The organism is Geobacillus sp. FJAT-46040, from assembly GCF_002335725.1.
Taxonomy (GTDB): domain Bacteria; phylum Bacillota; class Bacilli; order Bacillales; family Anoxybacillaceae; genus Geobacillus; species Geobacillus thermoleovorans.
In genome coordinates this window covers 1321351-1346570 of record NZ_NISS01000001.1, presented here as the reverse complement: position 1 = coordinate 1346570, position 25220 = coordinate 1321351, and the positions used below count along the sequence as shown (strand labels likewise).

Sequence of the window (25220 nt, the reverse complement as noted above, 5' to 3'; positions counted from 1 at the left end):
TATATTTTCAATCACCGGCCCGGTAATTCAACTTTTCTTTTCCGGATGCCCCGATCGCGAGCTTGACGCTCACGGACAGCGTGTTGTTGCCGAGCGGGATGAGGCCATTGGACTGATGTTGTTTCCAAATATTCGGACGCTGGCGATACAGCTGCTCCGACAGATTCAATATATCGATCTGCTGCTTCTTGCCAAGTTCATACAAGCGGCGGATCTCCTGCTTCACCGTTTGTTCCGCCAGTTTGGTCAGTTGTTTTCGCGAGAGCGGTTTGCGCAGTTCGATGATGGCGCCTTGCGCCTATGACCAAAATCAGCGCCCATCTCGGCGTCGCTGTCAAATAGGAGGTAGTGGTGAACGTGATCGTATCGTTTAACGTGACAAAACTGTCAACTACCCCCACTTCGCTAACGCTTGAAGTGGGGGCTTGCAACTCCCCAGAAGTGCGAGCGGACTTCGTCCTCCTTCCTTGACTTGGGGTTGCATTAGGGGCAGGTTGACAACTACCCAACGACGCAGGTCATGCCTGTGTCGTTCCTTCAACGATGTACTCTATTCCTTTTCGTTGAAGGTTCATAGCACCAATGCGGTCATCGTTTGAGGTGTATCCACATGTTCGGCAACAAAAGGTGTGTGTACGTTTCTTTCGATTGGCTTTTTCCGTATGCCCGCACTTTGGACATGTCAAAGAGGTGTAATGCGGAGCAACCACCATCACTTTTGACCCATGCAAACGTGCCTTATACTCTAACATTTGACGGAACTGATAGAAAGCCCACGATACGGTTTCATATCGGTCATGGATACGTACACGTTCTGTTTTTTCACGAATGCCTGTTAAATCTTCTAATACAAAAAGGGTACGTTCTCCATATTGACGAACGAGTGCCTTCGTGACAGCATGGTTCACATCCGTCATCCAACGGTTTTCTCGTTGTCCGATTGTTTTCAACTTCCGACGCGCAGAAGCCGTCCCTTTTTGCTGGAGGGTTTTTCGCATTCGTTTGTACTTCGCCCGCATATGCTTGATTTTTCGCCCGTTAAAAAAGGTAGTTTTCCCTTGCGAATCATAAGCTGCTGCAAGAAAGTTAACCCCTACATCGACACCGACCACTTGGCGAATGTTGTGTTCATCCACGGTTGGAATCGTTTTGGTCATGGGAATGTGCAAAAAGAATTTGTTATGCTTGTAGACGAGTTTGGCTGTGCCAAACGTCCATGAGCCATCAAAATATTGTTCCATGCCTTTTGGTTCGAATGGCACTTTGATTCGTCCTTCTAGTGTATTGACAGAAAATAACCCTTGAACAAGCGAATAATCTCGATTCCAAACGAGGTCATATTCAGGCTTTTTAAAGCGAACCAATGTCCATTCGTGACCATTGCTTTTTAGGGAACGGTATCTAGCGATCACCGTTTTAATCACAGATTGCGCCATTTGCGAACGCAAAGCGTAGTTTGATCGAAGTAGACGATAGGTCATGTCGTGCAACTTGGCTTGTGCAAGCACTTTTGTGTCAAAAATCACAACAGATACAGCGTTGCACGCTTGTCGATAAGCGGAAAGGGTGGCTTTCAATACTTCTGCTTGTTCCGCCGTTGGGTAAATTTTGATTTTGGCTGTTAACGTCATGTCCATTTGTCTCACCTCTCTTTCACTAAATATATTATATAATATATTATATCATATATTATATCATATTTTTTTAGTGATACAAAAACAAAAAAAAGCGATTCCTCCCCCACTTACTCCCTTTGGTCGTTGAAGTGGGGGTCTCCTCGCCAAAGACGATGAAGAAGCAAAAAAGCGCTGCTGACACCGGCCATCGCATAAGCAGCCGCGCTCGAAAATCGGGCTTTGAGCCAGTCAAACAGCCGCTCGCCGTTCAGTTGTCGGATGGTGAAATAAAGCAGCGGCAGCCAAACGAGCAAACACGCCAACGCTCCCAAGGCGGCGATCCACGCATCGCGGTGGGCGGCCTCAAGCATAAAGGGGATGATGATGACATGATTCATCAGCCCGACTGACAGCATGACCATGAATAACAATTGCAGGGCGCTAAGCGGCTGTCCGTTCATCATGGATCCCTTTCTTTCCATGCAATCTCTAGAACGATAGTGTTTCCAGTCTAGGGTAATTTATCCGCGCAAACGGCAAACCAACAGCGAAACTTCTCAGGCGGCAGGGGGCACAATACAGGGAAGAAAGGGCGAACATCAACGGCATGCAAGGGGGGCGCAGCATGAAATGGCTTCATTTGACGATCGGCGTGAAGATTTCCAGCTGCCGCCCCACCCGGTGTATGTCCCGGTGACGCTGATCCGCGATGGCCAGCTGTTGGCAGACGAATTAGCGGAGCTTGGGAAAACGGAGCAATGGCTGGCCGCCAAACTGCAAAAACAAGGAATTGCCTCGCCAAAAGACGTATTGATCGCCGAGTGGCTCGAAGGAGATGGGCTGTTTGTTCAGACGTATCAGCCTGCCGAGCGGCAACGGTCAACGCGGCGGTCGACGGCGTCGGAATGAGAGAAAGAAAGAATCCAGGGATGGATTCTTTCTTTATTTTGGAAAAAACTCTTGCCTTTCTTCTGTTTTATGTGTACTATTGGTTATAGTACGGTTGTGACAATGAGAGGAGGAGGGGAGATGTTTGAGCTTGATATCCGCAGCCGCCAGCCGATTTACGAACAACTGATTGACAAAATGAAAGAAATGATCGTTCGCGAACTATGGCAGCCGCACGATCAGCTGCCATCGGTCAGGACGATGGCGAAACAGCTGATGGTGAATCCGAACACGATTCAAAAAGCGTACCGCGAACTGGAACGCGACGGCTGGATTTATTCGATTCCAGGGAAAGGCAGCTTCGTTGCCCCGCGCTCGAAAGAACCAAACATCGAGGCGATCGCTGCGGTCCGTGAGCAGCTTGTCCGCCTTGTCAAGGAAGCACGGTTTTTAGGGGTGACAAATGAGCAGTTATGGCAATGGGTTCGAGAAGGAGAGAAAGAGGGGGAGAATCGTGATTCAACTTGTGGACGTGACGAAAATGTTTGATCGATTTGCCGCTGTCAAGGGCGCGAACATGATGGTGCCAAAAGGATCGATTTACGGGCTGCTCGGCCCGAACGGCGCCGGAAAAACGACGCTGCTCAAGATGATGGCCGGCATTCTCCGCCAAGATCGCGGAACGATTACAGTGGACGGGGAGGATGTGTGGGAAAATGTCCGGGTGAAGCAACGCCTTTTGTTTTTGCCGGACTTTGTCTACTTTTTTCCGCACGCGACGATTCGGCAAATGGCGGATTTTTACGAGCAACTGTACCCGTCGTTCAGCCGCGGGCGGTTTATGGAATTGCAGTCCGTCTTTGCGCTTGATCCGAACAAAAAGATTCAGCAGTTTTCCAAAGGCATGCAGCGCCAAGCGGCGTTTTGGCTCGCCTTTTCCGTCCGGCCGGATGTGCTCATTATGGATGAGCCGCTTGATGGGCTCGATGCATTCGTCCGCCGTCATGTGAAGCAGCTGCTCATAGAAGAAGTGGCCGAACGGGAGATGACGGTCGTCATTTCGTCGCACAATTTGCGCGAGCTCGAAGATTTATGCGACATCGTCGGATTGATGGCGCAAGGGACCGTACGGATGGAGCGCGATTTAAACGAGCTGCGCGCCGGGATGCATAAAATTCAAGTCGCGTTTCGCGGCAGATTTCCGAGCGAGTTGGCCGAACACCTTGACATCGTGCATCGCGAGGAGCGCGGCAGCATCGTTCTTCTTGTCGTCCGCGGCGAGAAACGATCCATCGAAGAGACGGTGAGTTCGTTTGCTCCGCTCATTCTTGACGTCTTGCCGTTGTCGTTGGAAGAAATTTTTGTGTATGAAATGGGGGATGTTGTCGATGTCCGCGAAACGGTTGTCGGCTAACCGCGCCATGTGGACGCAAAATGTTCGCCAAATCGGCTGGATTGCCATCATTCATCTGCTGTTATGGCTGGCGGCGATCGTATTGCCGATTGGGCTTTCGTACTCGCAATATGATCCAAAAGTCGGAAATGTGCCGCCATGGAAAGACGTTTACGATATATCCAACGGGTTCGAGACGTTGATTGCTTGGCTTGTCCCGATCTTGGCGGCGGCCGGCGTGGTTCGCTACATGCACGAGAAACGGTCGGCTGATTTCATCCATAGCTTGCCCATCCGCCGCACCGAACTGCTTGCCGGGCAGATGCTTATTGGATGGCTCTTTTTGGCGGTTCCGCTCGTGTTGACCGCCTTGGTTGCGATCGGATGTCTGTACGGACTTGATCTCCCGTGGCCGATTGGAGCGGGGGATGTGGGACGATGGCTTGGCGAGACGCTTGTCGTAGAGACGGTGATTTTTGCGCTAGGTGTCATGGTCGGCGTGCTCGTCGGCCAATCGATCGTTCATATTGTGTTAACGAATATTGCTCTCTTTTTTCCGACAGGCATCATGGTGTTGCTGTTTAGCAATTTGCCGTTATGGTTGTATGGATTCCCTGATGGGTACTATTTATCGGGAAATCTGATGGATTGGGCGCTGCCGATTCGTTATGCGATGCTGACGGATCAGGCGATGAGCGCGGGGGAAGCCGGACTGTTGCTGCTGTTGTCGCTTCTGTTTTTCGGGGTGTCCATTTGGTTGTACGAGCGGCGGCCGACGGAAGCGGCCGGACAGGCGCTCGCCTTTTCAGTGCTTCGCCCACTGTTTGTGTATGGAGTGGCGTTTTGCATGTGCTTGACCGGCGGGTTCTACTTTGGACAAGTCCAACGGCAGTGGGGATGGATCATCTTTGGGTATGTTGCGTTTTCGCTTATCGGGTATGCCGTTGCGCAAATGGTCGTGATGAAAACATGGCGTGTTTTTCATAAATGGAAAGGGTATATCGCCTTTGCCGCTGTGATGTCGGTCTTATTTTTGACTGTGCGCCTTGATCCGGTTGGATATGTGAGACACGTTCCGAATTTGTCCGATATTGAGAAAGTCTATTTCGGCCAGTCGGTGATGAATTGGCAAAATCCTAACTTGATGGAAAGAGAGTTTGAAGCATTCGATCAGTTTTTGCGCACGAAGGACAACATCAAAGCTGTCAGGGCGCTTCATGCGCAGCTTGTGCACGATCAGCCGCTCCCGTCACGTTTTGGCAACGTCCGGCCGATTGTGATCGGGTATGTGCTCAAAGACGGCACGCGTCTCCTCCGCCGCTACGAAGTGCCGATTGAACCGTACATGCTGTATTTTCAGCGCATCATGGGCTCAAACGAATATAAGCAGCAATATTATTTGCTGCTTCGCCCAAGCGGCTATGCGCCGATCCGTCAGGTGACGATCCGAAATGTGGAAACCGGGCGGGCAGAGGTTGTGCTTGCCGAGCCGAAGGAGATTGAGTCGTTTGTCCAGGCGCTCAAACAAGATTTGTGGAATGAGCCGGTGGAGGACATCATCGGCGTGGGGAGCACATGGCAGGGGTATATTGAATTGCTGCAAAGCGACGGCGATTCGTTTACCGTTCCCTTGTCTTCACACAGCACCCATGTTCGCGAGTGGTTGCAACAACAGCATCATTGGGAGCAAATACAGAAAAGGTAATGCCCAATGAAGAGGAAAGGTGTCCCGTTGCTTTTGGGGCACCTTCCTCTTTTTGCCCCCGGCTGTTGGTCAAGACGTTTTGTTTTTTCGTTTCCACATCCAAACGTTCAATAGATCGAGCAATAGTGAAAGGACGAACAATGAGAAAATAAACAGTTCTGGTGCCTTCATTACTCGAAATGGGTTCAGCACGATATGCAACGATTGATGCAAGGTCATCCCCATCAACTGATCCATGCTTACCATCGTTCCTATGGCGAGTAAGGCAAACATCAGCCAAACAACAATTAGTTTCATGGTGTTCCACCTGCTGTTTTTCTTTAGTTTTTGCTATTGATTCAAAACCGATGCACGGGCGTATGTCCTCCCGATTTCGTGTCCATAATGAGGGATAAAAAGGAAGCGGAGTGAGGAGGAAAAACATGCTGTTTCAATGGGGAATGGGCCGACAAAAAAAGCAGATCAATGACGGGGTGAAACAAGAAGGACCGGACCATAGCGGCGAGGCGGCGGACGTCCCGCAAGAGCCGATGTCAGCTGAATTAGCCGTCAACCTTGACATCATCCGCCAAACGACTGGACAAAGCAGCGATGTCGTCATCCGTCGGTTTTCGCTGGGTCAAGAGAGGCAAATCAAAGCAGCCATCGTCTTTGTGGATGGCCTTGTTGACGAAAAACATGTGTACGAGTTTTTGCTGACGCCGTTGCTGGAGGCGTCATTTCCACTGTCATTAACAGAAAAAGAATCGTTTCCGTGGATCGAACAAAAGTTGGCCGCGGTGGGCGGTGTGAAGCATGTCGTCGATTGGGAACACCTGTTTTTGGAGCTGTTTTCCGGAGAGACCATCATCTTGCTGGATGGGGTGCCGTCCGCTGTCAGCGCCAGCACGGAAGGCGGCCAATATCGTGCAATCGAGGAGCCGCAAACGCAACTCGCCATCCGCGGGCCGCGCGAGGGATTTACGGAGTCGTTGCGCGCGAACACCGCGATGATCCGCCGCCGCATTAAAAATCCCAATCTTTGGCTGGAAACGATGCAAATCGGCACCGTGACGCAAACGGATGTCGCGATCATGTACATCAAAGGCATTGCCAATGACGAGGTTATCGAGGAAGTGAGAGCGCGCCTGCGCCGCATTGATACGGACAGCGTGCTTGAGTCCGGTTATATTGAACAGTTAATCGAAGATCAAACGTTTACGACATTTCCGACGATCTACCATACCGAGCGTCCCGACGTGGTGGCGGCGAATTTGCTGGAGGGGCGGATTGCGATTTTGATTCAGGGGACGCCGTTTATCCTGATTGTGCCGGTTTTGTTTATCCAATTTTTTCAAGCGGTAGAGGATTATTATACCCGTTTTGATATCGCCACTGCTCTTCGCTTTTTGCGCGTATTGATTTTTTTTCTCTCGCTCGTCGCGCCCTCTATTTATATTGCTGCGATGACGTTTCATCAAGAAATGATCCCGACCCAGCTCGTCATCGCCATTGCCGCCCAGCGTGAGGCTGTGCCGTTTCCCGCTTTTGTCGAGGCATTGATCATGGAAGTGACATTTGAGATTTTGCGCGAAGCGGGGATTCGGCTGCCGCGTGCAGTCGGACAGTCGGTGTCGATTGTCGGGGCGCTTGTCATCGGTGAGGTGGCGATCAATGCCGGCTTCGTTTCACCGGCCATGGTTATCGTTGTCTCGCTCACCGCGATTGCCAGCTTTGCAACGCCGTCGTTTGCCATCGCCATCTCAGCCCGCCTCATCCGCTTTGGGTTGATGTTTTTAGCGGCGATGTTCGGGTTTTATGGCATTATAATGGGTCTGCTGGTCATGATTCTCCATTTATGCAGCTTGCGCTCGTTTGGCATGCCATACATGTCGCCGCTTGCTCCATTTATTGCAACCAATGTAGGCGATACCCTGTTTCGGATTCCGACATGGATGTACCGCGAGCGGCCGCGCTTGATTAATCAGAAAAATATCATTCGCCAATCAGGGGATCAGAAACCGCAGCCTCCGGCACCAACACGCCGGGAAAAGGAGGATGGATCATGAAACGACCTATCGCCATGTTTGTGTCCTTTTTTGTTTGTGCGGTGCTGCTGGCTGGCTGTTGGAGTAAAAAAGAGTTAACCGATTTGGCCGTTGTCATTGCCGTCGGCCTCGATAAAACAAAAGACGGCAGATATTTGGCCTCGTTTCAAGTCGTCAACCCGGGCAACGTTGCGGGAGCGATCCAACGAGGAGGCGGAGCGGGCGGCGTGCCCGTCTCCATTTATACGTCGACCGGAGACACGTTGGTCGAGGCAAGCCGGAAAGCCTCGAAAAAGCTGTCGCGCATCCTGTATTACGCTCATACCAACTTGGTGGTCATCGGCGAAGAAGTGGCGCGCCAAGGGTTGAATGGCGTATTCGATGCGATGGAACGGAGCCACCAGTTTCGGACGACAGCGCGGCTGGTTATTGCTCGTGGCCACTCAGCGAAAGAGGTGTTAAGCGTATTAACACCGATTGACAAAATTTCCGCCAATCAAATTACTAAGACGTTGGAGTTTTCCGAGATGTCCTGGGGGCAGACAATCAACACTGATGTCTGGTGGGCGATTCGTGGTTTGACATCTTCAGGAAGAAATACAGTCGTGACGGGTGTTGTCATTGAAGGAAACCCACAGCAGGGCAAACGGCAAACAAACGTTCAATCCTCTGTGCCAGATGCTCGCATCAGCTTGGATGGACTGGCGTTATTTAAAAAAGACCGTCTTGTTCGCTGGGTGAACGGCTCAACGGAACGAGGCGTGCTTTGGGTGTTGGATCGAATCAAACAAACGAATATTACGATCCCCTGGAAAGGAAAAAAAGAAGCGATTGGTTATCGAACGATGGGAGTGAAAACGGGGTTAAAAGTGAAATTGAAAAACGGCCAGCCTTCGATTTTGGTTCACATTCAAACAGAAGGGGATATCAGTGAGACGTACGTCCCGATCAATTTGGCTGATTACCGGTTATTGTTTCAACTGGAAAAGGCGATTGGCCGGGATATTGAACGGGAAGTGAAACAGGCGATTGAAACGGCCCAGCATGAAAAAACCGATGTTTTTGGTTTTGGCGAGGCGGTGCATCGCGCCGATCCCCTCTTATGGAAGAGAATCAAAAAAGAGTGGGATGACCGCTATTTCCCTCATCTTCGGGTAACAGTAAAAGTGGATGCTTCCATTCGACGCACGGGATTGCGGAATACGCCATACATCAAATAAGCGTTTTCGGCTCGAAAAACTTGGATACGGTGGAGTGAGGGGCGATGGAGCGAGATGGAACATAGCAAAATCAATGTGCGCCAGCTGTTTGTCCTGATTGTGTTGTTTGAGCATGGCAGTGCGATGGTCATTCCACTCGGCGTCAGCGCCAAGCAAGATATGTGGATCGCCATTTTGCTCGGTCTGGCGCTTGGGCTGTTGCTGTTTTTGGTTTACGAGCGTTTGTTTCATTATTACCCCGATCAGCCGCTGACTTCCTATGTGACACATATCGTCGGCAAGCCGCTCGGCAAGTTGTTGGCGGTTCTCTATATTACCTATTTTTTCTATATCGCCGCCCGTGTGTTGCGTGACTTTAGCGAACTGTTGCTCACGTTTGCCTATCCGGAAACGCCGCTGTTTGTTTTGAATGTCCTTATGGCTATGACGGTCATGTACAGCGCCTATAAAGGCATCGAAGTATTGGCGCGCACCGGCGAACTGCTTTATACGTTATTGCAAATACTGGCGGTTGTTGGATTCATCTTAGTTATCGCTTCCGGAGTTGTTGATCTCACCCAGCTCCAACCAGTGTTAGAGGAAGGGTGGAAACGGGTGTGGAAAACGGTGTTCACGGAAACGTTGTACGTGCCGTTTGGCGAAATGATCGTGTTTACCATGCTGTTTCCATACTTGAATCGTTCGGAAAAAGCGCGGCGGGCCGCCGTTGCCGGGATGGTGTTGACCGGGATCAACCTGGCGATCATTATGGCCGTTAATACGGCCGTCTTGGGAGCTGATGAGGTGTCACGTTCATCGTTTCCACTGCTCGATACGATCCGCCGCATTCAAGTCGCTCACTTTTTAGAGCGGCTTGATGTCTTTTTTATGATTGTCCTGATTATTGGCGGGTTTTTTAAAGTCTCCATCTTTTTTTATGCCGGCATCGTGGGGGTGGCTCATGTATTCAGGTTTTCGAACCACCAGCGGCTTGTTTATCCGTTTGGGGCGCTTGTCTTATTGTGGTCGGTGGCGATGGCAAGCAACTACGTGGAGCATATTCATGAAGGATTAAAGATTGTCACGCTCTATCTGCACATCCCGATGCAAATCATCATTCCGGTGCTCTTGCTTGTGATTGCGGCGATTCGCCGGCGGTTTGGATCATCGGCAAAATAAGAAAAACGGACTAGAAGATTTATGCGGCAGCAAGCAGGAAAAACCGTCAAAAAACTCGAATACAACAATCATCTTGTTCCTATAGGGAACAATGGAACGAAAAATGGTGCTGAACATGCAACCCGAAGGCGGGGTGGAAACAACCCGGCGCCGATGCGCGTTTTGGTTTCGGGAGGCCGGTGTCAGCTGAGGGTTATCGATTTGATTACAAAGAAAAGTTCCATGAGCAATTTTTGCTCTCCACCCGGGCATGAAAATGACTCATCGGGGCGCATGCATTTTCACGGAAAAGTTCCATGAGCAATTTTTGCTCTCCACCCGGGCATGAAAATGACTCATCGGGGCGCATGCATTTTCACGGAAAAGGGTTGAACGATGGTGAAGGCGAATGTACAGGCGATCGATCAGCTAGACGCAGAGCAGTTGGGCAGCGGCATGGTGATGACCGACCGTCAACTTTTGATTGTTGCGGTCAGCGAGCCGACGCCAAGATGGCTCGGATTTGCCAAAAACGAATTAGTCGGGCGGCCGGTCGGCGTTCTGTTTTCAGCCGAATGGTCGGCCGCGTTGTTGGATGGCATCGCCGAGGCGGTAAAAAAGGACGGGTGCTGGCAAGGAGAAGCGCGCCATGTGGCGAAAAGCGGGAAAGCATACATGAGCTGGATGAACGTCTATCGGCTATCAGGCAGCGAGGGAGAATGGCTCGTTTGGCATTTTGTTGAACAAACCGCTATGCCTCCGGCTGATCGACCGACGCCGTCTGAGTGGCTCGAAGTCATTTGCGATTCCGCCCCGTTCGCGGTTGTTCCGGTGGCGGCGGACGGAATTGTGCAAGATTGGGGGCTTAGTGCCGAGCGGCTGTTTGGACGCCGAAAAGAAGAGGCGGTCGGCCGCCCGATATGGTCGCTCTTTCGTTGCGGCGGCCCAACATGGATTCCATTTCCTCCCAAAGAGCAGCGATGCGGCAAAGGGATGGTTCAGCGTCCGGACGGCACGTCCGCCAATGTCGCCTATACGGTCATTCCCGTGCTTCAGGGGGACGGATATATCGTCCTTATCGAAGATGAGACGAAGCAAAAGCAAAAAGAGGCGGAGCGGCGGCGCCAAGTCGAGCTGGCCAAAAAAATTCAGCAAAATTTGCTGACGCCACTCATTCAAAACGAGGCGGTGACGATGGAAGCCGTCTATATTCCATCCGATGATTTGTCAGGCGATATTTACGCTTGCTATCAAATCGACCTGTACCGCTACGGGGTGATCGTCATCGACGTGATGGGCCACGGCATTTCGTCGGCCTTGGTGAGCATGCTGCTCCGCTCGCTTTTGCGCGGGTTGATCGTGCGCGTCATTGACCCGGTCTCGGTGGCGAGCGAGCTGGAGAAGCATGTGCAAACGTTGTTTCCTGATGAGGCCAACGACATCCGCCACCTATTTTCCATGATTTATTTAGTGATTGACACGAAAGAGCGGAAAATTGAATATACGAACGCCGGCCATCCGGCTGGGCTGCTCGTTTTGGACGACGGAAGCGTCCACGAGTTGGACAAAGGCGGTTTGGCGATCGGCAGCCCGTTTTCCTTGCCGTTTGAAAAAGAGGTGATTCATTACGACAAGCGGGCCCGCCTCCTTTTGTATACAGACGGCATTTTAGAGGAGATCGACCCGTCGATTTTGCAAAGCATTGAAAAAATTCGCTCATGCACGCAAATGTACCGCCATTTGCCGGATAAACGCTTCCTCGAACGTTTAATCAGCCAAGGTCCGCCGCTTGTCAGCCCTTCGGACGACATTTGCTTATTGTCCATCACGGTTCATGGATAGGCGGGACGCTTGGTGGTGTGTGAATGGATCGTGCGCTGCCGGGCGGACGAGGAAGCGGTTTTGGTTTGCCATCTCCTTGCGGAGCAGGCTGCTTCGTTGTTTGCTGTCCGTGATGCGGAATTGTTTGTGTTGGCGGTGCATGAAGCGGTCGTCAATGCCGTTAAAGCTGTTCAACGGGCGGGGATGGAGGCGGGGACGATTTCGCTCTCCTTTTTCGTCACGAGCGCTGATGTGGCCGTGGCGGTTGAGGACGAGGGCGGCGGCGTTCCGGTGGAAGTGATCCAACAGCTCGATCAAATGACGCTCTCTGATGTATTGCTCGCCGAATCGGGGCGGGGGTTGCTATTCATCCGTGAAATTATGGATGACGTTATGTGGGTTGAGCGGAAGGGAGGCCGTCGGATGCTGGTCATGAAAATGAGCCGAAACGCAACATAACTGGCTTTGGTGCAAGGACGCATCCATATGATCGAAACGAATGCGGGTGGTGGCGGGGGCAGGGCATGGCTGGTCAACGATAGGGGGATACAATGAAACAGCATCGGTTGTCGTTTGAATTGGAAATGGTTGTAGAACGCGCATACGAATGCATCAAGCTAACTGGACGGCTCGCCTATGATACGCAGCTTGCGGCGGAACAAAAGCTGACGACGGCGATGGCTGCTGTCAAGCGCCGCCTTGTCGTCGTCGACGTGAGCGGCCTTCGATTTTTGGACAGTACTGGATTAGCGCTCCTTGTCCGCTTTTTTAAGCAAATCGTCAGCGAAAGCCGCGCCATGGCCATCGTCGTCCGGGATAACGCGGCTATAGAAAAGGTTTTGTTGATAGCCAAGCTCGACCGGCTGCTGCCGATCGTTGGCGATGAACAACAGCTGTTGTCCCTTGCACCGCCAAGCTCTTTCGACCATATGAGCCAGGAGGCGCTTTATTCGGCATGGCGTCAGCGTTCGTCATAGACATGGCTCTCATGCCGAATCAACTGGAAGGTTTCACATTTCGCTGGCCCAAAAGCGTGTCGTCTATTTTTCCGACTGCTGAAGGGGCTGACCCAAAACGCGAATGCGTTTTGGGATCAGCCCCCACTTTTTTGCCTCAAATATAGAAGAATCGCCCTTTTTTCTGGTAGAATAGAGTCACCAAAACCACTACCACCGAAAGAAGGGCGATTCTTTTATGAAACATGATCATATTTCCTTTAAAGAGTATACCATGGACAACCTCTCTTTGCCAAGCAACATCGCCGATCTCATTCCACGGGATAACATGGCCCACGTGGTTCATGAGATGGTTGAACGCATCCCGATGGAGACGTTTCTTGCTTACTACAAAGGAGGGGGCGCCTCCGCCTATCATCCGAAAATGATGACCAAAATCCTCCTTTACGCTTACACCCAAAAAATGTATCATGGCCGTGAGATTGCACGGCAGCTCGAAGTCCACCTTCCCCTCATGTGGCTAAGTGGATTTCAAAAGCCGGACTTCCGCTCCATCAATCGGTTTCGTTCGGAGCGGATGAAAGACCTGATTGACGACCTGTTCCGGGAAATGATCACGCTGCTCGTGGCCGACGGCTATGTCAAGATGGAAGATTATTTTGTGGATGGAACGAAAATTGAAGCGAATGCCAACCGGTACACCTTCGTTTGGCGCAAATCGGCTGAGAAGTACCAGGAGAAACTCCAAGCCAATGTCGATCGGCTGATTGCCCAGATCGAGGCGATCGTGGAAGAAGAAAAGGCGGAAGACATCGACCCTTCGCCGGCCTTTACGTCAGAAGAAATCCGAAAGAAAACCGAGGAGTGGGAAAAACGGTTGGAGGCCGAGCCGGACAACCAACCGTTGAAGAAGGCCATCAAGAAGATGAAGGAGGACTACTTGCCCCGCAGTGAAAAGTATGAACACCAACTCCATGTATGCGGGGATCGCAACAGCTATTCCAAGACCGATGTGGATGCCACCTTCATGCGGTTGAAGGAGGATCACATGCGAAACGGCCAGCTCAAGCCGGCCTATAACGTACAGGTGGGTTCTTCCGGCCAATTTATTTTGGGGTATTCCCTTCATCAGAGGCCGGGCGACACTCGTTGTCTTCTCCCGCATTTGGAGACCGTTCGAGAGAAGTACGGCGTGGAACCCGAACGTTTGATCGCTGACGCGGCTTATGGCTCGGAAGAGAACTACGTGAAGCTGGAAGAGAAGCACATATCGGCCTTGATCAAGTACCATACGTATGAGAAGGAGAACACGCGCAAGGTCAAGAAAAATCCGCATCATCAGCAGAATTGGACCTATGTGGAAGAAGAAGACGTTTGGATTTGCGCCAATGGGAAAAAGCTGGTTCGCACCGGAACTTCGAAACAGACCACGGAATCAGGATACACCTCGGTCACCCGACACTACCAATGCCATGAATGCGAAGGATGTCCGTTCCGTTCGGCCTGCACGACTTCCAAGTATGGACGAACCACGCAATGGAACCCCGTCTATCATGAACAAAAACAGAAAGCCCGCGAACGGTTGGAGAGTGAAGAAGGGCAAGCCCGATACCGCCAACGCCAAACCGACATTGAGAGTGCATTTGGGCAAATCAAACAAAATCGCGGGTTTCGTCGCTTTGTCCTGCGAGGCCTCCAAAAAGTTTCCATCGAATGGGGGCTGGTTTGTGCTGCCCACAATCTTCTCAAAAAAGCCGCTAGGGACAAGCAATTGTCCTTGGTGGCGTAAATGAGGGGGAGAACAGAGTCGGAATTTTGTTCCGTTTGGTAAAATATACAAAAACCAGAGAGGGCTGACTCCAAAAGTCCGCTTTTTGGCGGACTTTTGGGTCAGCCCCTTCGTCGCGCCAAGGTGTGACGGAAGACTGAATAACCCCCTGCTTCACAGACCCATGCATGGGTCTGGAAGCGGTGTTGTTCAGTCACCCGCCAGTCGGGCATCTCGATCGAAATGACTGAACAGACCAGTTGTTCCCCTATTGCCGCCGATGGCCCCCGAGTGATGAGACATTCGTTCGGGGGTTTTGTTCCTCTTGGCCGGGAGCATCTCCGCTTCTGCAAATGCATTCTCATTGTCAAATAAATATTTCGGGTTTAGAATAAAATTACACACAACGATGAACGGCGGCTGGGCCCCGCGATCGGAATGGAGAGGAGAGTGGCGCAGACATGGGGCGGGTGCTGATCTATTTGCGGCCATACTGGAAGTGGATGGCGTTGGCTTGGTTGTTTATGTTGACCGAGCTCATCATCGAGCTTTGGCAGCCGCTGTTGATGGGGAAAATCATCGACGATGGTGTCATGAAACAGGATGTTGCGGCCATTTTCACGTGGGGAGCCGTGATGCTCGGGGCGTCGCTGTTGGCGTTTGCCTCGGGCATCGCCAACTCATTTGCCGCCGCTTATGTTGGGCAGGAGTATGGATTTAGGCTGCGGACGGCGCTGTTTGCCAAAATCCAATCGTTTTCGCTTGCGCGCATCGAGCAGTTGGCGCCGGCCTCGCTCATCACCCGGATGACGAACGATGTGACCCAAGTGCAAAACATGTTGTTTATGAGTTTGCGCATCGCCTTGCGTGCACCGCTTCTGGTCGTCTTTGGCGTCGCGATGGCGTTTGTCGTCCATGCTCGTCTGGCGTTGGTTTTAGCGGTCGCGGTTCCGCTTTCCGCCGCTTTTTTATTGTGGGTTGTGCAAAGGGCAGCGGCGTCCTTTTCCGCCGTCCAACGGGCGCTCGATCGAGTGAATGGCGTGATGCGTGAAAATTTGGCCGGCATGCGCCTCATCAAAGCATGGATGAGAAAAGAATATGAAGAGGAGCGATTTGCGGCGGCGAACAATGCGCTCATGGAGCGGACGATGGGCGTGCTGCGCCTCATCGAGACGATCACCCCGGTGTTGTTGGTTTTGATGAACACGGCCATTCTCGCTCTGCTGTTTTTCGGCCGCCTGGATGTTGAGTCCGGGACGGCGAGCGCCGGGCAAGTCGTCGCCGTCGTCAACTACGCGACGCGGGCGACGGCGGCGTTGTCGATGTTTACGTTTATTACCATGGCGTTCTCGCGGGCGCGCGCCTCGGCCGCCCGCCTCGCTGAACTGCTTGAGGTGCCGGAAGAGCGAAGCGGGGAGCACAGAGCCGATGAACCGATCGTCCGGCGCGGGGAAATTCGCTTTGAGCACGTTTCGTTCCGCTATCCAGACAGCGAACTTGACGCGCTTTCTGACGTATCGTTTGTCATCCACGCGCAAGAAACGGCGGCTATTTTAGGGGCGACTGGTTCCGGCAAATCGACGCTTCTTCAGCTCATCCCCCGGCTGTATGAACCAGGCGGCGGGCGCGTGTTGATTGATGGCATCGATGTGCGCGAGTTTTCTGTCGAACAACTGCGAATGTATGTTCGTTTTGTTCCGCAGGAAGTGCTGCTATTTTCCGGAACGGTTGCCGACAACCTTCGCTTCGGCAAGATGACAGCGACGATGGAAGAGATTGTGCAGGCGGCTCGTGATGCGCAAATTCATGAAACCATCACTCGGTTTCCGGATGGATACGACGCACTGATCGGTCAAAAGGGCGTCAATTTATCAGGCGGGCAAAAGCAGCGGCTGTCGATCGCCCGCGCCTTGGTTGGGCAACCGCGCATTTTGCTTTTGGATGACAGCACAAGCGCGCTCGATGCAGAGACGGAAGCAAAGCTGCTCGCAGCGTTGCGGCGGTATGCGTGCACGACGGTGATAGTGACGCAAAAGGTGAGCACAGCGATGGCGGCGGATACGATTTTGCTTTTGGAAGACGGCCGCCTGATCGCGCAAGGAAGCCATGAACAACTGCTGGCGGCAAGCGAACTGTATCGACGCATCGTCGCCACGCAGGAAGGAAAGAAGGGATCGATTGATGTCACTACGGCATAGTCCTCACGTAGCGCGTTTGGGAGCAAGTCCGCAGCGGGCAAAAAACAGCGTCGGCACCTTGCGGCGGCTCTGGGCATTTATCGCTCCGCAAAAGCGAAAGCTGTTTGCGGCTATGGCCATGGTTGTCGTCAGCTCAGCGCTGGCGCTCGCCGGTCCGTACGTCATCGGCTGGACGGTCGATGTGTACATCGTCGAGCGGAGGACGGACGGTTTTTTAGCGACGCTCGTTTTGCTTCTTGCCATTTATATGGCCCTTGGCGCGGCGACGTTTTGGCAAAACTATTGGATGATCGATGTCGGCCAGCGGACGGTGCATGCGATCAGAGAGCGGTTGTTTCGCCATTTTCATGAGCTGCCGATTTCGTTTTTTGACCGCCGCCAGCAAGGGGAGCTGATGAGCCGGATTACAAACGACATCGACAATATGAGCCAGACATTTAACAGTACTGTTGTCCAGGTCGTCTCGAGCACGTTGACGTTGATGGGCGCTATCGTGGTCATGCTTTCACAGAGCGTTGTGTTGACGATCGTAACGCTTGTTGTCGTGCCGCTGATGTATGTGGGCATGCGCTGGATCACAAACCGGACGCGGGTGCGTTTCCGTGAGCAGCAACGGGCGCTCGGTGAGATGAACGGCTTTATCGAAGAGGTCATTTCCGGACAGAAAGTCGTGAAGCTGTTTTCCCAAGAAGAGCGGATGGAGTCTGAATTGGCGCGCAAAAACGCCGAGCTGAAACAAGCCGGGTTTTGGGCGCAAACGTATTCCGGCTTCATCCCGAAGCTGATGAACTTTTTAAACAACGTAAGCTTCGCCCTCATCGCTGGCGTCGGCGGATGGCTGGCGGCCAAAGGAGCGATATCGGTCGGGACGATCGTCGTGTTTGTCGAATACGCCCGCCAGTTTACCCGACCGCTTAATGACCTGGCCAACCAATGGAACACGTTGCTGTCGGCGTTGGCTGGCGCTGAACGGGTGTTGGAAATTTTGGATTTGCCGAAAGAAGAGGAAGACGAGCGGGAAGCGGTGGCCTTGGACCGGCTTGATGGACGCATTGAGTTTCGTCAAGTCGTCTTTTCTTACGACAAACAGCGCCCGGCGCTCGACGGCGTCACCTTTTCCATCGCCCCAGGGGAGACGGTCGCGCTTGTCGGCCCAACTGGAGCCGGCAAAACGACCGTATTGCAGCTGTTGACCCGCTTTTACGATCCAGATCGAGGAGTGATTTTGATCGACGGGCGCGACAGCCGGACGATCAAGCGGGCGAGTTTGCGCCGGCATATGGCATTTGTGCTTCAAGATACGTTTTTGTTCGCCGGAACGATCCGCGACAACATTCGTTACGGCCGGCTTGAGGCGACCGATGAAGAAGTTGAGGAGGCGGCGCGCCAGGCGAACGCCCACTCCTTTATTATGAAGCTGCCGGACGGCTATGACACCGTTTTGGCCCCAGGAGGCGGCGGAATCAGCCAAGGGCAGCGGCAGCTGTTGGCCATCGCTCGGGCGATGATCGCCGACCCGGCCATTTTGATTTTGGACGAAGCGACGAGCAACATCGATACGGTGACCGAAGTGCGCATTCAAGAAGCGCTCGCGCGGCTCATGAACGGCCGGACGTGCTTGGTCATCGCCCATCGGTTGAACACGATTCAACATGCCGACCGCATCCTTGTACTCAACGAAGGCAAAGTGATCGAGCAAGGGACGCATGAAGAGCTGTTGGTCGCAAAAGGATTTTATTTCCAGTTGTATTGCCGCTATTGGAAGCGCAGTGTGCATGCGGCCCGATGAGGAATGCGCCTGCGCGGCGACGCCGCTCTCCCGCTGAACCGAAAACGAGCGCCCCGATCGTTGAACAAAGCCATGTGTCGCGAGGGTCGACGATCAGGGCGCCTTTCTATCGCTATGTGAAACGCCGGCTTGTGTCGGGCGTGTCTTGCCAGCATAGGCTTAAGGACGCGTTCGCTCGGAGAGGCGCTTTTGAAACGCTTCGCGCCAGCTTGCGGATAAGGCCGGATGGCTGGCGATTTGCTTCATGGCAGCGGCATTGTCCCGCTCATGATAGTAAATGTGATTGATATACGCGATGGATAGCGCCCCCGCGCCCCGCTCGACGAGAACGAGCGGCGCGCCTGGAGCGACGACGCCCTCTTTGAGAACGCGAAAGTAAAACCCGCTTTTTCCTGTCTGGCAGACGGCTTTCGGCAAATCGGGCAGCTGATGTTTGAACGCCAATTTGGAGCACGGCTGGCGCGGCTGTGACACTTGTACGAGCGCCGTGCCGGCGGCATAAATGTCGCCAAGACACACATCGTCTTCCGTCAAACCGAGAAGCGTCCAGTTTTCGCCAAACGCCCCCGCCGTAAACGGGCGGCCGTATCGCTCTTCCCAATAGACGAAATGCTCGGACGGATAGGCGCAAATCGCTTTATCTTCTCCTCCGTGATGGACGAGGTCGGCTTGTCCATCTCCAGCCAAGTTTTGTTTGCCGACCGCAACGGGATGAGCGACCGGCGTTTTGTCAATGCCGGTTGTGATCCGCTGGCCGCCGATGTGGAGCGTTTTCGGCTTCCCGACATTAATGGAGAGAATCTGCATCGCGTTCACCCCCATACAGCGTCGGCGATGAGCCGGAAACTCGCGAGTTTATCCTCAAAGTCGTATGTAATCGTCACGAGCATGATTTCCTCTGTTTCATACTTTTCGCTCAGCCGATACAGCTCGTCTTTGACGCGCGCCGGACTGCCGACGATCATCCGCTTCCGGTTGTCCGCAACCCGTTTGCGTTCATACGGGCTGTATGGGTAGGCGGCTGCTTTTTCCGGACTCGGCGTGCCGTTGACGGCCATCCCTTGTTCGATCATGAGGAGCGTCAAGTCAAGGCTTCCCGCGATCCATTCCGCTTTTTCATCCGTTTCGGCGCAAATCGCAAATACAGCCACGAGTGTACGCGGCTCGTCCAAATGCGGCGATGGGGTAAACCGGTCGCGATACAGTTGCATGTACTCTTGGCCGCCTTCGCCGTTAATAAATTGCGCGAAGGCGTACGGCAGCCCTTTTTCCGCCGCCAGCTTCGCTGTTTCCGAACTGGATCCGAGCAGCCAAACGTCTGGAGGCGATTGCACAATCGGCGTCGCCTTGACGCCATAAAGCGGGTGGACGGGCGGAAGCGCATCGTGCAAATACCCAAGCAAGTCATCGATTTGCTCCCGATAGCGATCCGCTGAACGCGGCCGGCCGTCTTGGAGCGCCATCGTCGCCCGCGGCATGCCGCCAGGCGCGCGGCCGATGCCGAGATCGACGCGGCCGGGGGCTAGACCCGCCAACACGCGGAAATTTTCTGCCACTTTATAGGCGCTGTAGTGCGGCAGCATCACTCCGCCTGAGCCGATGCGAATGCGCGACGTTTTCGCCCCGATGTGTCCAAGCAGCACTTCTGGAGACGAGCCGGCGAGGCTGTTCGCGTCGTGATGTTCGGACACCCAAAAACGCTTGTAGCCGAGCTCTTCGACAAACTGGGCGAGCCGGACCGTGTTTTCAAGCGCTTCTTCCGCGGTCATGCCTTCGGCGATGGGCGATTGATCAAGAACGCTGAGCTTTAGCGGCATGATCATTTCTCCTCCCTCTCGAAATGTTGATGTATCAAGGCTTTCTTTTCCTTGCAGTTGAACGCTCTCCCACCTACGCTAACGCGTGGAAGTGGGGGTCTTCTCGGCGCGAGATGATAAAAATGGTTAGTTCTTATTATGGGATGTTTCGTTTCTTGTTGTCCATTGATTTGCTTTTGCCATCCGACGGCAGCCAGCCAAAAAAACAGTCCGCCGTTTCAGCCGGCGGATGGCGGCAGACGCCGAAAGAGGATGACATTCTACAAGCGGATCGGGTTTTTTGGTTCAGCGGCTTGGCGGTCGATTTTTTGGCTGCGCCCCCTCCCGGAAAAGAACGAGGAAAACAGTTGTTTGACGCTGTCAACGATAAAGGAGCATCGTTCATACAGCGCTTCTTTTAAGCTGTCGAGCTGGCAGGTCACTTTGTATTGCGCCGCCTCTTGCGCTTCAAGCCGCTCGATGACGGTCTGGTGAAAGACGTGCTGCAACTCGAGCTGTTCCACTAATTTTTGGTACAGTTTGTCTTGTCCTTCCAGGCGGGCGGCCATTCTTTCGGTTGTTTGTTCCCGCTCAGTCGATTGCCGCTCAAGCCGGTGCATCGCTTCACTTTGCACCATCAACGCTTCGATGACCGCTTGGCGCGCTGTTTCTTCTTTTGTAAACTGCTCCTCCCATGCGCGCCGCTGTTCGTGCTCCTATGCCGCTGCCGCTCGGTCGGTTTGGGCGGTTTATTTGTGGCGTTCCGCTCTCTTTTGGTATAATAGAAAGAGAAAAATGGAAGAAAGGGTGTTAGGTATGCCAGCTGTCGAATCGAATATGTTTCCGCTTGGCAAACAAGCGCCCCCGTTTGCCCTCACGAATGTCATCGATGGCAACGTCGTTCGTCTTGAGGATGTGAAATCGGACGCAGCGACTGTCATTATGTTCATTTGCAATCATTGCCCGTTTGTAAAGCATGTACAGCACGAGCTTGTTCGCCTAGCAAACGATTATATGCCCAAAGGGGTGTCGTTTGTCGCCATCAACTCCAACGATGCTGAACAATATCCGGAAGATTCGCCCGAAAACATGAAAAAAGTGGCTAAAGAGCTTGGCTACCCGTTCCCATACTTGTATGACGAAACGCAAGAAGTGGCGAAGGCGTACGACGCCGCCTGCACCCCGGATTTTTATATTTTCGACCGTGAGCTGAAATGCGTTTACCGCGGCCAGCTTGATGATTCGCGGCCGAACAACGGCATTCCGGTGACCGGGGAATCGATCCGCGCCGCGCTGGATGCTTTGTTGGAGGGCCGTCCGGTGCCGGAAAAGCAAAAGCCGAGCATCGGCTGCAGCATTAAATGGAAGCCATCCGCGTAAACTGTTGCTTGACTTCTCGTTGTCGAACGGATATGATGAAGAAAGCGTCATTCGTTTGCCGCGGGACCATCGCAAGCCGTGCCGTTGCCGCTCATGGAGCTGGCGCGGCTTTTTCGTTGTCCGCTGTCCGCTTGACAAATTCACACTGGCGCCGCCACGGAGCGGCAAGGATGGATGAGAGGCAGGGCTTCCATTGTTTTTGTTTTCTTCTTCAAGTTTTCATAATCTATGTTATGTAAAAAAAAGGAGAAAAGTGAGATGGCGGAAAGACGATATCGAGTGTTTGTGTATGGAACGTTGCTGACCGGCGAGGACAACCATTGTGTTGTAGCTCCTTATGTTCGCGCCGTATGCCCAGGGAAGGTGAACGGCCGTTTGTACAGCGTCGGCCCGTACCCTGCGCTTGTGCTCGGAGAAGAAGGGGAAGTGGAAGGGGAATGGTTGACGGTGACGGAGGAAGGGCTCAAAGCGATGGATGAGCTTGAAGACTACGCCGAAGGACGGGACGATAACGAATATGAGCGGATATGGGTCCGCGACGCCCACCAGCCGATCGAAGGGTACGTTTACGTTTACTTGCCGGAAAAAGCCGCCGGCCTGCCGATCATTTCGTCCGGCTCGTGGCGTCGGCGTGAGGAGAAAATGTAACATCAATAGTGGATAGAAAAAGTCGGCCGAGGAGACGATTATCTCCTCGGCTGGCTTTTTTTGTATAAATATTCGTCTAATTTGAAACCGTTTGCAAAAAAATTCATTATAAAAATACAGAAAAATTGATAAAAAAGTGTTGCCAAACGGCTTCTCTTTTTCTATAATAAAAGCATGTTAGAAAAATAAACGCACGAATGTGAGGTGATGTAACATGTCAAAGCCGTTCGTTTCCTCTACACAAACGGAGTTGTTGGAACAAATCAAAGAGAAGATCAAAGAAAAAAACGTTGAGCTTCTTCATTTGCAGTTTGTCGACATTGAAGGGATCTTAAAGCACGTGACCGTGACGGCTGAACAGCTTGATGATGTCGTCGAAGGGAAAATCATGTTTGATGGTTCGTCGATCAAAGGCTTCTCGCCGATCAACCGTTCCGACTTGTATCTTCTGCCGGATTTGAATACGTTTGCTGTTTTGCCGTGGACGGTCGAGGAAGGCTATGCGGAAGCGCGCTTTCTCTGCTCGGTGACCAATCCGGACGGCACGCTGTTTGAAGGCGACCCGCGCAACGTGCTGAAAAAAACGATCGAGCGGGCGGCGGAAAAAGGATATACGATCTCGGTCGGTCCGGAGCTGGAGTTTTTCCTGTTCAAAGCCGATGAAAACGGCAATCCGACGCTCGAGCTCCATGATGGCGGCGGTTATTTCGAACCGTCTCCGAAAGACTTGGGCGAACGCGTTCGCCTTGAAATTTACCGCGCCTTAAAAGCGATGGGCTTTACGATTGAAGCGTCGCACCATGAAGTGGCGGAAGGCCAGCATGAGATCAACTTCAAATATGCCGATGCGCTCGGTGCGGCTGACAATGCGACGACGTACAAATGGGTTGTCAAAACGATTGCCAGCAAGTTCGGCCTCCATGCGACGTTTATGCCAAAACCGGTGTTTGGCATCAACGGTTCAGGCATGCATGTCAACATTTCCCTCTTCAAAGATGGGGAAAATGCGTTCTTTGATCCGAACGATGCGAACCAGTTGTCAGAAACAGCGTACCAATTCATCGCGGGCTTGCTGAAAAACGTAAAACACTTCGCGGCGGTTACGAACCCGCTTGTCAACTCGTACAAACGGCTTGTGCCAGGGTATGAAGCGCCTTGCTACATCGCTTGGTCCGCTTCCAACCGTTCGGCGCTCATCCGCATTCCGGCCAAACGCGGCGTCGCGACGCGCGTTGAGCTCCGTTGCCCGGATCCGTCGGCCAATCCGTATTTGGCGTATGCCATCATCGCTGCCGCTGGCCTTGACGGTGTCGAAAAAGGTTTAACCGCTCCGGCGTCGATTGATGAAGACATCTTCCATATGTCGGAAGAACGACGTGCGGAGCTTGGCATTGACAACTTGCCGGAAAACTTGGGCGAGGCCATCGCTGCGTTCGAAAGCGGAGAAATCGGCCGCGCGACGCTTGGCGAGCACGTATTCAACGAATACGTCGCGATGAAAAAAGACGAATGGAACAGCTACCGCACGGCGGTCCACGCTTGGGAAGTCGAGCGGTATCAAGGGAAGTTCTGATCGAAAGCCAGCATTCAAAAGGTGTCCCGTCGCCATATTCGGGGCGCCTTTTTTCTGCAGGCGGCTGTTTGTCTTTATGGACGGCCGCGCGGCGCCTTCCGTCCGTCGGCCGCCAAGCCGTCGGTGTTCGCAACGTCATCTTGCGAGCAGGGACTAAAATAAATGATCGCATTTTTTATTTTTTAAAAATTCATAGTTGACATCTATGAATAATGAGATTTAAATTATAAGTAACGCGCTCAACCATTGCAAACGGAGGGAAACCAATGAAAAAACTGATCGTTTTTGTGTTTGTAGGATTTATCGCCCAGCTGATTGACGGCTCGCTTGGAATGGCGTATGGCGTCACGTCGTCGACGTTGTTATTGACGTTCGGCATTGCTCCGGCCGTCGCCTCGGCGTCCGTTCATTTGGCGGAAGTGGTGACGACGGCGGCATCTGGCGCTTCCCATTGGAAGTTCGGCAACGTCGACCGCCGCATGGTCTTTAGGCTCATCATTCCCGGGTCGGTCGGCGCGTTTGTCGGAGCATGCTTTTTAAGCAATTTGCCGGGAGATTTGATTAAACCATATGTATCCTTGTTTTTGTTGGCGCTTGGCTTTTACATTATTTATCGATTTTTAGTGTTGAACGGCCGCGCGCCGTCGACGCCCGGAAAACAGTGGTCCAATAAGCAGCTCGTCCCTCTCGGATTGGTGGGTGGCTTCCTTGATGCGACCGGCGGTGGAGGATGGGGGCCGATTGCGACGCCGGTGTTGTTGGCCAATAAAAGCATGGAAGCGCGCAAGGTGGTCGGCACCGTCGATACATCCGAATTTGCCGTCGCGCTGTCGGCGACGCTAGGATTCGTCATTTCGCTTGGTTGGGAGCAAGTGAACTGGCAGTGGGTGCTGACGCTCATGGCTGGCGGGGTCGTCGCTGCACCGATCGCCGCTTGGCTTGTGCGCAAACTGCCGTCCCATTTGCTTGGAGTGTTGGTCGGCGGGTTGATTATTTTGACGAACGTCCGCACGCTCCTGCACGCTTGGGAGGCGCCTGCGCCGGTGTATCCGACCGTTTATGGCCTCATCGTCATCGGTTGGGCCGCGGCGGTATGGCTGGCGATCCGAAACGGGCGGAAAGGAAAGGCGACTGGCAGGGAGTTGGCGTCGTAAGCATTAGGGGGCGCTTGGCAAACGACAGTGTCTTTCCGTTGGCGGCAGCGTTGGATGCGATCGGGTTGAGCATCAGGGAGCTTGTTCGTGCTGCGGAGGGCAACGGTCGACAGCGCCTGCCCTCAAAAATAGCGCGCGGAGCAGTTGTTGC

General features: G+C 53.0%; 22 protein-coding genes and 2 pseudogenes. 17 read left to right on the top strand and 7 right to left on the bottom strand.

The genetic code is table 11. The features are described 5' to 3' along the window. Nucleotides 1–7 precede the first annotated feature (7 nt). The 3 genes and pseudogenes from CD000_RS07155 to CD000_RS07140 form a co-directional block, all read right to left on the bottom strand. Nucleotides 8–226 carry a hypothetical protein gene (locus tag CD000_RS07155; protein ID WP_483299624.1) on the bottom strand — a complete coding sequence of 73 codons (219 nt, stop codon included), beginning with the start codon at nucleotides 224–226 and terminating at the stop codon, nucleotides 8–10. Between the two features lie 292 nt (nucleotides 227–518). Further along, complete coding sequence (locus CD000_RS07145) at nucleotides 519–1637, bottom strand: RNA-guided endonuclease InsQ/TnpB family protein (protein WP_096225332.1); 1119 nt, start codon at nucleotides 1635–1637, stop codon at nucleotides 519–521. Nucleotides 1638–1789: 152 nt separating this feature from the next. Next, nucleotides 1790–2080 (bottom strand): annotated as a pseudogene (locus tag CD000_RS07140) (spore gernimation protein); the annotation flags it as partial. A gap of 166 nt (nucleotides 2081–2246) precedes the next feature. On the opposite strand from CD000_RS07140, the gene CD000_RS07135 reads away from it, so the two are divergent. From CD000_RS07135 to CD000_RS07120, 4 genes are all read left to right on the top strand, one after another. Then, nucleotides 2247–2525 (top strand): YetF domain-containing protein, encoded by a 279-nt coding sequence (locus CD000_RS07135; protein WP_053532572.1) that lies wholly within the window; start codon nucleotides 2247–2249, stop codon nucleotides 2523–2525. A gap of 120 nt (nucleotides 2526–2645) precedes the next feature. After that, nucleotides 2646–3053, top strand: a complete 408-nt coding sequence (locus CD000_RS07130; RefSeq protein ID WP_015374759.1) for a GntR family transcriptional regulator — start codon at nucleotides 2646–2648, stop codon at nucleotides 3051–3053. Next, nucleotides 3019–3918: an ABC transporter ATP-binding protein gene (locus tag CD000_RS07125; protein WP_096225331.1), complete on the top strand. Its 900-nt coding sequence runs from the start codon at nucleotides 3019–3021 to the stop codon at nucleotides 3916–3918. Before CD000_RS07130 ends, CD000_RS07125 begins: the two co-directional genes overlap by 35 nt. Beyond that, on the top strand, nucleotides 3893–5602 hold the full coding sequence (locus CD000_RS07120; protein ID WP_096225330.1) for an ABC transporter permease: 1710 nt from the start codon (nucleotides 3893–3895) through the stop codon (nucleotides 5600–5602). The genes CD000_RS07125 and CD000_RS07120 overlap by 26 nt, the downstream gene beginning before the upstream one ends. A 69-nt stretch (nucleotides 5603–5671) precedes the next feature. Here the strand turns inward: CD000_RS07120 and CD000_RS07115 are convergent, their stop codons facing one another. Further along, entirely contained in the window at nucleotides 5672–5899 is a 228-nt protein-coding gene (locus CD000_RS07115; RefSeq protein WP_021322398.1) for a YczF family membrane protein, read from the bottom strand. A gap of 125 nt (nucleotides 5900–6024) precedes the next feature. On the opposite strand from CD000_RS07115, the gene CD000_RS07110 reads away from it, so the two are divergent. The 9 genes from CD000_RS07110 to CD000_RS07070 all read left to right on the top strand — a co-directional run bounded on the left by CD000_RS07110 (nucleotide 6025) and on the right by CD000_RS07070 (nucleotide 18518). Beyond that, complete coding sequence (locus CD000_RS07110; RefSeq protein ID WP_096225329.1) at nucleotides 6025–7650, top strand: spore germination protein; 1626 nt, start codon at nucleotides 6025–6027, stop codon at nucleotides 7648–7650. Then, a complete protein-coding gene (locus CD000_RS07105) occupies nucleotides 7647–8849 on the top strand; it encodes a Ger(x)C family spore germination protein (RefSeq protein ID WP_096225328.1) in 1203 nt (400 codons plus the stop codon). The genes CD000_RS07110 and CD000_RS07105 overlap by 4 nt, the downstream gene beginning before the upstream one ends. A 54-nt stretch (nucleotides 8850–8903) precedes the next feature. Further along, nucleotides 8904–10007 carry a GerAB/ArcD/ProY family transporter gene (locus CD000_RS07100; protein WP_096225327.1) on the top strand — a complete coding sequence of 368 codons (1104 nt, stop codon included), beginning with the start codon at nucleotides 8904–8906 and terminating at the stop codon, nucleotides 10005–10007. A gap of 375 nt (nucleotides 10008–10382) precedes the next feature. Then, on the top strand, nucleotides 10383–11828 hold the full coding sequence (locus CD000_RS07095; protein ID WP_096225326.1) for a SpoIIE family protein phosphatase: 1446 nt from the start codon (nucleotides 10383–10385) through the stop codon (nucleotides 11826–11828). A 12-nt stretch (nucleotides 11829–11840) separates the two neighbouring features. After that, on the top strand, nucleotides 11841–12266 hold the full coding sequence (locus CD000_RS07090) for an ATP-binding protein (RefSeq protein ID WP_096225325.1): 426 nt from the start codon (nucleotides 11841–11843) through the stop codon (nucleotides 12264–12266). Nucleotides 12267–12358: 92 nt separating this feature from the next. Next, on the top strand, nucleotides 12359–12784 hold the full coding sequence (locus tag CD000_RS07085) for an STAS domain-containing protein (RefSeq protein ID WP_096225324.1): 426 nt from the start codon (nucleotides 12359–12361) through the stop codon (nucleotides 12782–12784). Nucleotides 12785–13001: 217 nt separating this feature from the next. Continuing rightward, nucleotides 13002–14552 carry an IS1182 family transposase gene (locus CD000_RS07080; protein ID WP_198962485.1) on the top strand — a complete coding sequence of 517 codons (1551 nt, stop codon included), beginning with the start codon at nucleotides 13002–13004 and terminating at the stop codon, nucleotides 14550–14552. Between the two features lie 440 nt (nucleotides 14553–14992). After that, nucleotides 14993–16729, top strand: a complete 1737-nt coding sequence (locus CD000_RS07075; RefSeq protein WP_096225323.1) for an ABC transporter ATP-binding protein — start codon at nucleotides 14993–14995, stop codon at nucleotides 16727–16729. Further along, the gene (locus tag CD000_RS07070; RefSeq protein ID WP_096225322.1) at nucleotides 16713–18518 is read left to right on the top strand and encodes an ABC transporter ATP-binding protein; all 1806 of its coding nucleotides are present in this window, start codon (nucleotides 16713–16715) and stop codon (nucleotides 18516–18518) included. The genes CD000_RS07075 and CD000_RS07070 overlap by 17 nt, the downstream gene beginning before the upstream one ends. A gap of 159 nt (nucleotides 18519–18677) precedes the next feature. On the opposite strand, the gene CD000_RS07065 is transcribed toward CD000_RS07070, so the two are convergent. The 3 genes and pseudogenes from CD000_RS07065 to CD000_RS07055 form a co-directional block, all read right to left on the bottom strand. Next, a complete protein-coding gene (locus CD000_RS07065) occupies nucleotides 18678–19325 on the bottom strand; it encodes an MOSC domain-containing protein (RefSeq protein WP_042379447.1) in 648 nt (215 codons plus the stop codon). Between the two features lie 5 nt (nucleotides 19326–19330). Beyond that, complete coding sequence (locus CD000_RS07060; RefSeq protein ID WP_096225321.1) at nucleotides 19331–20335, bottom strand: LLM class flavin-dependent oxidoreductase; 1005 nt, start codon at nucleotides 20333–20335, stop codon at nucleotides 19331–19333. A gap of 260 nt (nucleotides 20336–20595) precedes the next feature. Next, nucleotides 20596–21030: pseudogene (locus tag CD000_RS07055) on the bottom strand (hypothetical protein); the annotation flags it as partial. A gap of 100 nt (nucleotides 21031–21130) precedes the next feature. Here CD000_RS07055 and CD000_RS07050 point away from each other — a divergent pair. From CD000_RS07050 to CD000_RS07035, 4 genes are all read left to right on the top strand, one after another. After that, entirely contained in the window at nucleotides 21131–21694 is a 564-nt protein-coding gene (locus CD000_RS07050; protein WP_021322406.1) for a thioredoxin family protein, read from the top strand. A 258-nt stretch (nucleotides 21695–21952) separates the two neighbouring features. After that, nucleotides 21953–22342, top strand: a complete 390-nt coding sequence (locus tag CD000_RS07045; RefSeq protein WP_096225320.1) for a gamma-glutamylcyclotransferase family protein — start codon at nucleotides 21953–21955, stop codon at nucleotides 22340–22342. 214 nt (nucleotides 22343–22556) lie between these two features. After that, nucleotides 22557–23915, top strand: a complete 1359-nt coding sequence (gene glnA, locus CD000_RS07040) for a type I glutamate--ammonia ligase (protein WP_096225319.1) — start codon at nucleotides 22557–22559, stop codon at nucleotides 23913–23915. A gap of 266 nt (nucleotides 23916–24181) precedes the next feature. Beyond that, nucleotides 24182–25069 (top strand): sulfite exporter TauE/SafE family protein, encoded by an 888-nt coding sequence (locus CD000_RS07035; RefSeq protein WP_096225318.1) that lies wholly within the window; start codon nucleotides 24182–24184, stop codon nucleotides 25067–25069. Nucleotides 25070–25220 lie beyond the last annotated feature (151 nt).